Source organism: Kitasatospora sp. NPDC057965, from assembly GCF_042887135.1.
GTDB lineage: Bacteria > Actinomycetota > Actinomycetes > Streptomycetales > Streptomycetaceae > Kitasatospora.
Genome location: NZ_JBHVPZ010000042.1, coordinates 16,162 through 27,451, shown reverse-complemented (window position 1 = coordinate 27,451; position 11,290 = coordinate 16,162). Strand labels below are relative to the sequence as shown.

The following is an 11,290-nucleotide window of genomic DNA, read 5'->3' as shown; positions in this document are numbered from 1 at the left end:
GGGACCGAGGGTTCGGTCCCCGGCGGGCCCTCGGCGGGCGCCGCCGCGGCGGGTCCTACTTCTCGGCGACGAGCATCTTCTCGACCGGGCGCCGCCACTGGTAGTACGACTGGATCTTGTGGTATTCGCCCTTGGGCGTGACCGTGACGCCGTAGACGAAGTTGCGGCCCTCGGTGCTGTACGGGGCCTCCTTCACCAGCCGCACGATCTGCGGGGCGACGGTGACCGGCAGCGCCAGCGGCTCGGGCGTCATCACCGAGTAGGTGATCCGCGAGATCTCCGGGGAGTCCCAGCTCAGCGTGGCGTACATGACGAACGCCTTCTCGTTGAACGCCAGCAGCTCGTCGCTGGGCGCGGGCAGGCCGAGCTCGCCGAGCAGCGAACGGACGCCCTCGGGCTCGAAGGTCGTCCGCGGCACCCGGCCGGAGGCGCCGCCACCGAAGTAGAGGTTGACCGTGCGGCTGCCGTAGTCGATGCCGACCGTGCTGACGATGTCGGCCAGCCCGTAGCGCTCGAAGGTGTCGAGGTGGGCCGCGATGCTCTCGGGTGCCGACGGCAGCGCCATCACCTCGCGGACCGTCAGCAGCCGCTCGACGGTGGGGAAGGACCAGGCCTTGGTGAAGCCGGCGCGGACCCCGAAGTCGACGCCGCAGCTGTCGATCGGGAGTTCGCCGTGCACCTCGGCCAGCAGCCGGCCGACCGGGTGGTCGGTGGGCTCGGTCAGGCCGTTCGCCAGTGCGACGGCGTAGGGGTCGAGGCCCCGGGGGAGCATGGTGAACCGGCAGTCGAGGTCATCGGCGCCGCGCGGGCTGTTCTGCACCCGGAAGGAGATCACCGACTCCTCCAGCACGTCCTGGTAGGCGGTGAGGACCGGCCAGACCGTGTCGCGCTCGAAGGGCACCTCCACCACGCGGGCGGTTCCCTCGATGGCCGTGTAGAAGTTCTCCAGGAAAGCGCTTTCCGACATTCTTCCTCCACCTGTCCAGTCGTGGCGTGCGTGTGTGGGGCGCAGCGCGTCGCGGGCCGTGCGGCGGTGCGGACGTGTGCGGTGCGGCGCGTGCGCGGTCCTCCCCCCGCGCACGCCGCGGCTCGGGCGGGTGGCGGACTACCGAGGGGGAACCAGTGCTCGTGTCGGCCGCGGACCTGGTCCGAGCTGTGCGGACCGGCGGCTGGGACACTCAACCCCCGCCCCCGAAACGGGTTTTGGGCAGGGTGGGCGTGCAGAAATAGTGACACGCGCCCGGCCCCGGGCCAAGCCCGCGCAAAAGTGACCTGGGTCACGCCCGCCCGCGGCCCGTCCGTCGGTCGGTCCGCGGGCCCGTCCGCCGGCCCGTATTCGGCCGCACCGCACGGTCCGGTCTGGCATGATGTCCACGGTGTAGGGGTGCTAGCTCAATGGGTAGAGCAGCGGACTTTTAATCCGTAGGTTCAGGGTTCGAGCCCCTGGCGCCCCACCGGTGCGAAGGCCCGGGCCGGACCACCTCCGGCCCGGGCCTTCGCCGTGCCCGGGGCCGTCCCGGGTGACCCGCGACCGGTGGTCGTCGGCCGCCGCCGGCCCCGGCGGTGCCCGGAACGGCAGGGAGCAGTGCTGAGCGTCCCGGTGCGGGAATCACCCAGGGGCAATCGTCGCTTTGTATGATCCAAGAGGGTCTGTTGGGGGACGACGGACCCGCTGGGGGGCTGTGGGGGCGTTATTTCGGGGGAGTTCGTCGGTTATTGCGACCGTCGTATGTGCAACCCGAGAACCGCCTCGACCGTCTCTCTGTGTGCAACGCGTCCGGACGAAGGGGGGCGCGGCGTCCCGGCGGTGAAAGGTGCAGGCATGTCAGGTCAGTGGGGCGAGGGTGCGGCTCGCGGTGACGACGCGTCCGGCGCGGCCACGGCCGACGGGGCGAACTCCGCGGCGGTGCCCGCGCCGCGGCCGGGCGGCCGCGCCGAGGCCCGCCGCGCCGCCCAGGGCAAGGCCGGTGCCGCCCAGGGCGCGCCCCCGGCGGCGTCCGGCGGCCGGGCGGCGGCCAGGGCGGCGGCGCGCAAGCCGAAGTGGGGCGCCAAGAAGATCGTCGCCTGGTCCGCCGCCGGGGTGCTCGTCCTGCTGGCGGGCACCGGCGGGCTGATCTACTACAAGCTGAACGGCAACATCAAGTCCTTCGACGCGGACGCGATCGCCAAGGACCGCCCGCCGGAGGCGCAGGCCGACTCGGACGGCAACAAGCCGGTCAACGTCCTGATGATCGGCTCCGACAGCCGCGGCAAGAACAACTCCGACCTCGGCGGCGGCGAGGAGGGCGGCGCCCGCTCGGACACCACGATCCTGCTGCACGTCTACGCCGACCACAAGCACGCCGTCGGCATCTCCATACCGCGCAACGCGATGGTGGCCATCCCGTCCTGCAAACTGCCCAACGGCAAGTGGACCAAGGGCGAGAACAGCCAGCTGTTCAACGCGGCGTTCTCCACCGGCGGCTCCGACGACGGCAATCCCGCCTGCACCCAGAACGCCGTGGAGAAGCTCACCGGGATTCGCGTCGACCACACCATCGTGGTCGACTTCTCGGGTTTCTCGGCGATGACCAAGGCGGTCGACGGGGTGGACGTCTGCCTGCCGCAGGACATCCACGAGGGCGACATCAACCCGAACCTCCCCAAGAAGGGCAACGTGGTCCTGAAGAAGGGCCCGCAGAAGGTGGAGGGCCAGCAGGCGCTCGACTACGTGCGACTGCGCCACGGCATCGGCGACGGCTCCGACATCGGCCGGATGAAGCGCCAGCAGGCCTTCATCAGCTCGCTGGCCACCAAGATCAAGAAGCAGGGCCTCAACCCGACCAACCTGCTGCCGCTGGCCGACGCCGCCACCAAGTCGCTGACCGTCGACCCCGGCCTCGACAGCGCCGACAAGCTGATGTCCTTCGGCCTGTCGCTGCGCAACATCGACCTGCACGACCTCAAGTTCGTCACCCTGCCCTGGCGTTACCGCACCCAGGACAAGAACATCGACATCGTCCAGCCGGACGCCAACAAGCTCTTCGACACCCTCAAGGCCGACCGGACCATCGACGGCCAGAACGCCACCGGCGAGCAGCCCCCGGAGGCCGCCCCGCCGACCGCCCCGGCGGACCCGGCCACCCCGGCCGCCACCGCCGCCGTGACCGCCTCCACTTCCCCGCTCGCCACCGAAACCGCCAACAAGAACATCAGGGTGTCCGTCCTCACCGGCACCACCGCCACCGGCATGGCCGGCAAGGCGGCCGAGCAGCTCAAGGCGGCCAAGTTCACCGCGACCGCCGGGGGCCGGGCGGACAACACCAAGTACACGACCACCATGGTCCAGTACGGCTCCGGGCAGAAGGCGAACGCCGAGAAGGTCGCCGCGGTGTTCCCCGGAGCGATCGTCGAGCCGGGCACCTCGGCGGGCGTCACCGTGATCGTCGGCAAGGACTTCGCGGCGGCCAACGGCGCCACGGCCACCACGAGTGCCGCCGCGAGCTCCTCGGCGACCCCGTCCGCCCCCGGAACGCCCGCCCCGCTGCCCACCAGCGTGACCGGTGACGCCCGCTCGGCCGACGACGACATCTGCGCCAACACCACCTACGGCTCCGGCGGCTGAGCGGGCGGGTGCTCCGGGGCGCGGCGCCTGCGGGCCCGTGCCATGGTGGGCCTGTCGCACACGCCGGGGGGAGCCGCAGGCCCGAAAGGCGGAACCATGGCCGAGATCGCCCTGGAGCTCGACATCGCCGCACCGCCGGCCGTCGTGCTGGCCGCGCTGACCACCCACGACGGGCTGACCTCCTGGTGGACGACCGACGTGGGGCGGGAGGGCGACGTGCTGCTGTTCGACCTCCCCGGCGACCCCGAGCCCTACCGGCTGCGGCGTGAGCGCACCGGCCCGGACCGGGTGGTGTGGACGAACGCCGGGGCCTTCCCGCCGCACTGGGCCGGCACCTGGATCAGCTGGGACCTCGCCGACCGGCCCGACGAACGCGGCGAGCCCGGCCACCGCACCCGGCTGCTGCTGCGGCACGGCGGCTGGCAGCCCGGCAGCGAGGAGGGCGTGCCGCTGGTGGCCGGCACCTGGGCGCAGCTGCTCGTCCGGCTCAAGGACTACGCGCAGAGCGGCGAGCCGCGGCCGCTGTTCACCGAGGGCGGCCACCACCACGCGCCGTGACCGCCCGCCCGCCCGCCGGTGAGCGTGCGCCCGGCGGCGACCCGCCGGGACGCCGTCCGGTGGCGGGATCGCGGAGGCCCGGCGATCGTGGGCGGTGTACGGCCGTCGGCCGCGCGGCCCCACCGCCCGCGCCGCCCAGGCGGCCCCGCGGCGGACGACCATCGCTTGGAGGCCAAGGAATGCCCGTAGTCACCGCACCGTACAAGCCCGGCACCCCCTGCTGGGTGGACCTGACGACGAGCGACCAGCAGGCCGCGCTCGACTTCTACCGCGACCTCTTCGGCTGGCAGGGCGAGGTCGGCCCGCCCGAGTTCGGCGGCTACGCCGTGTGCTCGCTGAACGGCAAGCCGGTCGCCGGGATCATGTCCCGCTCCGAGGCCGGGGAGTCCGGGCAGCCGCTGCCGCCGGTCGGCTGGACCACCTACCTCGCCACGGACGACGTCGACGCCTCCGCGCTGGCCGTCGTCGGTGCCGGCGGTGCGATCGTCCACCCGGTGGCGGAGGTCGGCGGCACCGGCCGGATGCTGGTCGCCGCGGACCCGACCGGCGCGGTCTTCGGCGTCTGGCAGAAACTGGAGTTCATCGGCGCGGGCATCGTCAACGAGCCCGGCGCGCTGGTCTGGAACGAGCTGAACACCACCGACACCGCCGCGGCCGGCCGCTTCTACCAGCAGGCGTTCGGGCTGCGCCCGGGGACCATCCAGGGCATGGAGGGCTTCTACTCGCTCAACGTCGGCGACCACACCGTGGGCGGCATGCAGCCGGTCGCCGAGTACCTGGCGCCGGGCACGCCCTCGCACTGGATGGCCTACTTCTCGGTGGACGACACCGACTCCACGGTGGACGCCCTGGTCAAGGCCGGCGGCTCGGTGATCCAGCCGCCGTTCGACATGCAGGCCGGGCGGATGGCCGTGGTGCGGGACCCGCAGGGCGCGGTCTTCTCGGTCACCTCCACCCCGGACTCGCCCTGAGCGGCCGGTTCCGGCCGTCCTCCGGTCCGTGCCGGACGAACCGCCGCCCGTTCCCGCGACGCGCCGCCGGGAATGGGCGGCACGGCGCGCGCGGACGGGTAAGACTGCACCCATGCTGGGGCTACCGGACGACATCCGCGCTTTCCTCTTCGACCTCGACGGGGTGCTCACCCAGACCGCCACGGTGCACGCCGCGGCCTGGAAGGACACCTTCGACGCCTTCCTGCGGGCCGAAGCGGCCCGCACCGGCGGGCCGTTCACCCCGTTCGACGCCGTCACCGACTACGACGCCCACGTGGACGGGCGGCCGAGACTCGACGGCACCCGCTCCTTCCTGCGCAGCCGGGGCATCGACCTGCCCGAGGGCACCGACGACGACCCGCCGGGCGCCCGCACCGTGCACGGTGTGAGCCGGGCCAAGAACGACACCGTGCTGCGGATGATCCGCGAGCAGGGCGTCGCCCCGTACGACGGCTCGGTCGCCTACGTGCGCCGGCTGCGCGCGCTCGGCCTGCCCACCGCCGTCGTCTCGTCCAGCGCCAACTGCCGGGACGTGTTGCGGGCGGCGGGCATCGAGGGCTTCTTCGACGTGATCGTGGACGGCGTCGTCGCCAAGCGCGAGGGCCTGCCGGGCAAGCCCGCGCCGGACACCTACCTGGCCGCCGCCCGGGCACTGGGCGTCGAGCCCGCGCACGCCGCCGTGTTCGAGGACGCGCTCGCCGGGGTCGCCTCCGGCCGGGCGGGCGGCTTCGGCGCGGTGGTCGGCGTCGACCGCACCGGCCAGGCCGCCGAACTGCGCCGCGACGGCGCCACCGTGGTCGTCCGCGACCTCGCCGAGCTGATCCCCGACCACCCGCAGCAGCCCGAGAAGCCGGAGGCGTCGTCGTGATGAGCGGCCAGGAGCAGCCCTTCGCCGTCGACCCCTGGCAGGTCGTCGAACACGGCCTCGACCTCACCTCGTTGGCCCGCGCCGAATCCGTCTTCGCGCTCTCCAACGGCCACATCGGCCTGCGCGCCAACCTCGACGAGGGGGAGCCGCACGGTCTTCCCGGTACCTACCTCAACGGCGTCTTCGAGCTGCGCCCGCTGCCCTACGGCGAGGGCGGCTACGGCTACCCGGAGTCCAGCCAGAGCGTCATCAACGTCACCAACGGCAAGATCATCCGGCTGTTGGTCGACGACGAGCCCTTCGACCTGCGCTACGGCGAACTGCTCAGCCACCGCCGCTGGTTGGACTTCCGCGAGGGCCTGCTGCGGCGCTCCGCCGAGTGGACCTCCCCGGCCGGGCGGACCATCAAGGTCGACTCCACCCGGCTGGTCTCGCTCACCCAACGGGCCATCGCCGCCGTCGAGTACACCGTCGAGGCGGTGGACGGCCCGGTGCGGATCGTGCTGCAGAGCGAGCTGGTCGCCAACGAGCAGCTGCCCGGCGGCCCCGAGGGCGACCCGCGGGCCGCCGCCGTACTGGAGGCCCCGCTGCTCGCCGAGGTGAACCACGCGGGCGGCACCAAGGCGGTGCTGGTCCACCGCACCCGGTACAGCGGCATCCGGGTCGCGGCCGGCATGGACCACGTGATCGAGGGCCCGGAGCGGCTGGACACCGTCGCCGAGGCGGAGGCCGACCACTGCCGGATCAGCGTCACCACCGTGCTGAACCCCGGCGAGCGGCTGCGGCTGGTGAAGTTCATGGCCTACGGCTGGTCGGCGACCCGCTCGCTGCCGGCCGTCCGGGACCAGGTCGAGGCCGCGCTGACCGCCGCCCGGTACACCGGCTGGGACGGCCTGGTCTCCGAACAGCGGGACTTCCTCAAGGAGTTCTGGGAGACCAGCGACGTCGAGATCGAGGGCGACGTCGAACTCCAGCAGGCCGTCCGGTTCGCCGTCTTCCACGTGCTCCAGGCCGGTGCCCGCAGCGAGGAACGCGCCATCCCCGCCAAGGGGTTGACCGGTCCCGGCTACGACGGCCACAGCTTCTGGGACACCGAGGCCTTCGTACTGCCGGTGCTCACCTACTGCCTGCCGGCCGCCGTCAACCAGGCGCTGCGCTGGCGGCACACGACGCTCCCGCTGGCCCGCGACCGGGCCGTCCAACTCGGCCTGGCCGGCGCGGTGTTCCCGTGGCGGACGATCCGCGGCGAGGAGTGCTCGGGCTACTGGCCGGCCGGCACCGCCGCCTTCCACATCGGCGCCGACATCGCGGCCGCCGCCGCCCGCTACGTCCGGGCCACCGGGGACACCGAGTTCGAGCGGGACTACGGGCTGGAACTGCTCGTCGAGACCGCCCGGATGTGGCGCTCGCTGGGCCACCACGACTCCGTCGGCCGGTTCCGCATCGAGGGCGTCACCGGCCCGGACGAGTACAGCGCCGTCGCGGACAACAACGTCTACACCAACCTCATGGCGCAGACGAACCTGCGCGCCGCCGCCGAGGCCGCCGCCCGGCACCCGGGCAAGGCCGCCGAACTCGGCGTCAACACCGAGGAGACCGCCGCCTGGCGGGACGCCGCGGCCGCGATGTTCATCCCGTACGACGAGAACCTCGGCGTCCACCCGCAGGCCGACGGCTTCACCGACCACCAGGTCTGGGACTTCGAGAACACCCCGCCGGAGAACTTCCCGCTCCTGCTGCACTACCCGTACTTCGACCTGTACCGCAAGCAGGTGGTGAAGCAGGCCGACCTGGTGCTCGCCATGCAGGTCCGCGGCGACGCCTTCACCGACGAGCAGAAGGCCCGCAACTTCGCCTACTACGAACGGCTGACCGTCCGCGACTCCTCGCTGTCCGCCTGCACCCAGGCGGTGATCGCCGCCGAGGTCGGGCAGCTCGACCTCGCGTACGACTACACCGCCGAGGCCGCCCTGATGGACCTGCACGACCTCGGCGGCAACACCCGTGACGGCCTGCACATGGCCTCGCTCGCCGGGGCCTGCATCGCCCTGGTGGCCGGCTTCGGCGGGCTGCGCGACCACGGCGAGGTGCTCTGGTTCCGTCCCCGGCTGCCCATCGGGCTGATGCGGCTCAGCTTCTCGCTGCTGGTCCGCGGGCAGCTGCTGGGGGTGGAGATCGACCACGACCGGACCACGTACACGCTGCGCCGGGGCGAGGTGATCCACCTGCGGCACGACGGCGAGACGGTCCAGGTGAAGGCGGGCCGCCCGGTCTCGGTGCCCACCACCACCCCGCCCGCCCAGGAGCGCTGCAGCCAGCCCCCCGGCCGCGAACCGGCCCGCCGCCAGGCCCAGGCCGGCCTCTCCACCGGCCGGATCACCTCCGGCCCCGACCACCTCGCCGCCGAGTAGCACCGCCACCGGCCCCCGCGAGCCCCGGCCCCCCTCACCCGTCCGGCCCACCCCGGGTGCGGGGGGCCCGGTGCCGACGGACGGTGCTGGTGTCGCGCGTCCCCGGCGTCAGGAGATCCCCGTGGTGAGTGTCGCCGAGCAGATGGTCGAGGTGCTCCGGCAGGCCGGGGTCGAACGCGTCTACGGCGTGGTCGGCGACAGCCTCAACCCCGTCGTGGACGCGATCCGCCGGGCGGAGGGCATCAGCTGGGTGCACGTCCGCAACGAGGAGGCCGGCGCCTTCGCGGCCGCCGCCGAGGCCGAGCTGACCGGCCGCCTCGCGGTCTGCGCCGGCTCCTGCGGCCCCGGCAACACCCATCTCGTCCAGGGCCTCTACGACGCCCAGCGCAGCGGCGTCCCGGTGCTCGCCCTCGCCTCGCACATCCCCTCCGGCCAGATCGGCACCGGCTTCTTCCAGGAGACCCACCCCGAGCGGGTGTTCACCGACTGCAGCAGCTGGTGCGAGATGCTCTCCACCCCCGGCCAGCTGCCCCGTCTGCTGCGGGTCGCGATCCAGCACGCGCTGGGCGCCCGCGGCGTCTCCGTGCTGGCCTTTCCCGGCGACGTCGCCGCGCTCTCCGCCGCCCGTCCGACCGGGACCAGTCACTACCTCACCGAGCAGGCCGTCGCCGCCCCGCCCTGGTCCCAGGTGCAGGAGCTCGCGGGCGCGCTCAACAGGGCGCGCCGGGTCGCCCTGTTCTGCGGTGCCGGCGTGCGCTCGGCGCACGCCGAGGTGCTGGAGGTCGCGGCCGCCCTGCACGCGCCGGTCGGGCACTCCCTGCGCGGCAAGGAGTGGATCCAGTACGACAACCCGTACGACGTCGGGATGAGCGGACTGCTCGGCTACGGCGCCTGCCACGAGGCGCTGCACTCCGCCGACCTCGTCGTGCTGCTCGGCACCGACTTCCCGTACGACTCCTTCCTGCCCCAGGCGCGCACCGTCCAGGTCGACCACGACGCCACCCGGCTCGGCCGCCGCACCGCCCTCGACCTCGCGGTGCACGGCGACGTCTCCGCCACCCTGCGCGCCGTGCTGCCGCTGCTGGAGCAGAAGAGCGACCGCTCGTTCCTGGACGACATGCTGCGCCGCCACTGCCGCGCCCTGGAGGGCGTGATCGGCGCGTACACCAAGGACATCGAGAAGCACCTGCCGATCCACCCCGAGTACGTGGCCTCGGTGCTGGACGAGGTGGCCGCCGACGACGCGGTGTTCACCGTCGACACCGGCATGAACAACGTCTGGGCCGCCCGGTACCTGCAGCCCAACGGGCGCCGCCGGGTGATCGGCTCCTTCCTGCACGGCTCGATGGCCAACGCGCTGCCGCACGCGATCGGCGCCCAGTTCGCCTTCCCCGGGCGCCAGGTGGTGGCGATGGCGGGCGACGGCGGCCTGTCGATGCTGCTGGGCGAGCTGCTCTCGGTGGCCAGGCACCGGCTGCCGGTGAAGACGGTGGTCTTCAACAACGGCGCGCTCGGCATGATCAAGCTGGAGATGCTGGTCTCCGGCTACCCGGAGTCGGAGATCGACAACGGCGACGTCGACTACGCCGGGATCGCCCGGGCGATGGGCATCCCGGCCAAGCGGGTCACCGAGCCGGCCCGGGTGCGGGAGGTGCTGGCGGAGGCGCTGGAACGGCCCGGCCCGGCGCTGGTGGACGTGGTCACCGACGCCAACGCGCTGTCCATCCCGCCGCACATCACGGCCGCCCAGGTGAAGGGCTTCGCGCTGGCCGCCGGGCGGACGGTGCTCTCCGGCGGCGTCGGTCGGATGATCGACCTGGCCCGGTCCAACCTCAGGAACATTCCCCGCCCGTAACGGGCTCACACGCGGATTTGCCCGAGAGGCAAGAAAATTGCCCAGGCGGCACGTGAGGTGTCCACTGGACACATGACCACCAGCCCAGCCGGTCCCCAGCCCGAGGCTTCCGCCGCTCCCGTCGCCCCCGTCGAGGAGCACGAGCTGCAGGAGGTGGCCGGCCTCGCCGCGCGGCTGCGCGACCACCGGCTCGGCAGCCGCCTCACCCTGGAGGTCGCCGCCGCCCGGATCGGTCTGTCCCCAGCCTACTTGTCCCGACTGGAGACCGGACGCCGGCAGCCCTCGCTGCCGGTCCTGCTCGGCCTCGCCCGCGCCTACGGCACCTCCGTGTCCGGTCTGCTCGGCGAGACCTACACCGAGCCGGACCCGGTGGTGCGCGGCGGCGCGATCGAACCCGGTCGCGCCGGCGGCTGGGGCTACCGCCGGACCGGCGCCCCCGGCCGGGCCATGCAGGCGCTGCGCGTGCACGTCCCCCCGGGCGTGCAGGACGCCGTGGTCCGCGTCCACCCCGGCGAGGAATGGCTGTACGTCCTCCAGGGCCGGCTGAAGCTGACCCTCGGCGAACGCGTCCACCTGCTCGACGAGGGCGACTCCGCCCACTTCGATTCGCTCACCCCGCACTGCATCGCCGCCGACTCCTCGTCCGGAGTCGAACTGCTCTTCATGCACACCCTGCTGCAGAGCCCCGGCGGCGAACTCTGCCTCGGCGGCGGCCCCGCCGCCCCGCACCACTGACCCGACGTCAGGAAACCCGGAGGATGATCCCGATGGCCGAGACCGCCGCAACCCCCGCCCTGCCCGCCCCGGACACCAGGGACGAGAACGCGCCGAAGACCATGGACGCGGGCAAGTGGGCCAACCGCCGCGTCTACCACCGCCTGGTGATCTACACCGCCGGCATCCACATCTTCGCCGGCTTCATCATGCTCCTGTTCGAACTGGGCAGCCGCAACAAGTAGCCCCTCCCGCCCCAGGCCGCCGAGGCCCACCCCCGGCGGCCTC

General features: G+C 73.0%; 9 protein-coding genes and 1 tRNA gene. 9 read left to right on the top strand and 1 reads right to left on the bottom strand.

Annotated elements, in window-relative coordinates; translation table 11 throughout:
* Window positions 1-55: 55 nt before the first annotated feature.
* Window positions 56-967 (bottom strand): aromatic prenyltransferase, encoded by a 912-nt coding sequence (locus ACFVVU_RS35560; RefSeq protein WP_387794003.1) that lies wholly within the window; start codon window positions 965-967, stop codon window positions 56-58.
* Between the two features lie 414 nt (window positions 968-1,381).
* On the opposite strand from ACFVVU_RS35560, the gene ACFVVU_RS35555 reads away from it, so the two are divergent.
* The 9 genes from ACFVVU_RS35555 (at window position 1,382) to ACFVVU_RS35515 (ending at window position 11,247) form a co-directional block, all read left to right on the top strand.
* Window positions 1,382-1,454: transfer RNA gene (locus ACFVVU_RS35555), tRNA-Lys, on the top strand.
* Between the two features lie 368 nt (window positions 1,455-1,822).
* Entirely contained in the window at window positions 1,823-3,604 is a 1,782-nt protein-coding gene (locus ACFVVU_RS35550) for an LCP family protein (protein ID WP_380715334.1), read from the top strand.
* 96 nt (window positions 3,605-3,700) lie between these two features.
* On the top strand, window positions 3,701-4,162 hold the full coding sequence (locus tag ACFVVU_RS35545) for an SRPBCC domain-containing protein (RefSeq protein WP_387794002.1): 462 nt from the start codon (window positions 3,701-3,703) through the stop codon (window positions 4,160-4,162).
* A gap of 179 nt (window positions 4,163-4,341) precedes the next feature.
* Window positions 4,342-5,133, top strand: coding sequence for a VOC family protein (locus ACFVVU_RS35540; protein ID WP_380684063.1), 792 nt, complete (start codon window positions 4,342-4,344; stop codon window positions 5,131-5,133).
* Window positions 5,134-5,245: 112 nt separating this feature from the next.
* Window positions 5,246-6,022 carry an HAD family hydrolase gene (locus ACFVVU_RS35535; RefSeq protein ID WP_380684062.1) on the top strand — a complete coding sequence of 259 codons (777 nt, stop codon included), beginning with the start codon at window positions 5,246-5,248 and terminating at the stop codon, window positions 6,020-6,022.
* Window positions 6,022-8,433: a glycoside hydrolase family 65 protein gene (locus ACFVVU_RS35530; protein WP_380684061.1), complete on the top strand. Its 2,412-nt coding sequence runs from the start codon at window positions 6,022-6,024 to the stop codon at window positions 8,431-8,433. The genes ACFVVU_RS35535 and ACFVVU_RS35530 overlap by 1 nt, the downstream gene beginning before the upstream one ends.
* Window positions 8,434-8,575: 142 nt before the next feature.
* Entirely contained in the window at window positions 8,576-10,288 is a 1,713-nt protein-coding gene (locus ACFVVU_RS35525) for a pyruvate dehydrogenase (RefSeq protein ID WP_387794015.1), read from the top strand.
* Between the two features lie 72 nt (window positions 10,289-10,360).
* A complete protein-coding gene (locus tag ACFVVU_RS35520; RefSeq protein WP_380684060.1) occupies window positions 10,361-11,023 on the top strand; it encodes a helix-turn-helix domain-containing protein in 663 nt (220 codons plus the stop codon).
* 32 nt (window positions 11,024-11,055) lie between these two features.
* On the top strand, window positions 11,056-11,247 hold the full coding sequence (locus ACFVVU_RS35515; protein WP_380684059.1) for a DUF6126 family protein: 192 nt from the start codon (window positions 11,056-11,058) through the stop codon (window positions 11,245-11,247).
* Window positions 11,248-11,290: the final 43 nt, after the last annotated feature.

What these genes read in the sequence shown, in the direction of transcription:
- ACFVVU_RS35515 (WP_380684059.1), top strand. Translation starts at nt 11,056, where the DNA reads ATGGCCGAGACCGCCGCAACCCCCGCCCTGCCCGCCCCGGACACCAGG.
- ACFVVU_RS35535 (WP_380684062.1), top strand. Translation starts at nt 5,246, where the DNA reads ATGCTGGGGCTACCGGACGACATCCGCGCTTTCCTCTTCGACCTCGAC.
- ACFVVU_RS35550 (WP_380715334.1), top strand. Translation starts at nt 1,823, where the DNA reads ATGTCAGGTCAGTGGGGCGAGGGTGCGGCTCGCGGTGACGACGCGTCC.
- ACFVVU_RS35545 (WP_387794002.1), top strand. Translation starts at nt 3,701, where the DNA reads ATGGCCGAGATCGCCCTGGAGCTCGACATCGCCGCACCGCCGGCCGTC.
- ACFVVU_RS35520 (WP_380684060.1), top strand. Translation starts at nt 10,361, where the DNA reads ATGACCACCAGCCCAGCCGGTCCCCAGCCCGAGGCTTCCGCCGCTCCC.
- ACFVVU_RS35540 (WP_380684063.1), top strand. Translation starts at nt 4,342, where the DNA reads ATGCCCGTAGTCACCGCACCGTACAAGCCCGGCACCCCCTGCTGGGTG.
- ACFVVU_RS35530 (WP_380684061.1), top strand. Translation starts at nt 6,022, where the DNA reads ATGAGCGGCCAGGAGCAGCCCTTCGCCGTCGACCCCTGGCAGGTCGTC.
- ACFVVU_RS35560 (WP_387794003.1), bottom strand. Translation starts at nt 967, where the DNA reads ATGTCGGAAAGCGCTTTCCTGGAGAACTTCTACACGGCCATCGAGGGA.
- ACFVVU_RS35525 (WP_387794015.1), top strand. Translation starts at nt 8,576, where the DNA reads ATGGTCGAGGTGCTCCGGCAGGCCGGGGTCGAACGCGTCTACGGCGTG.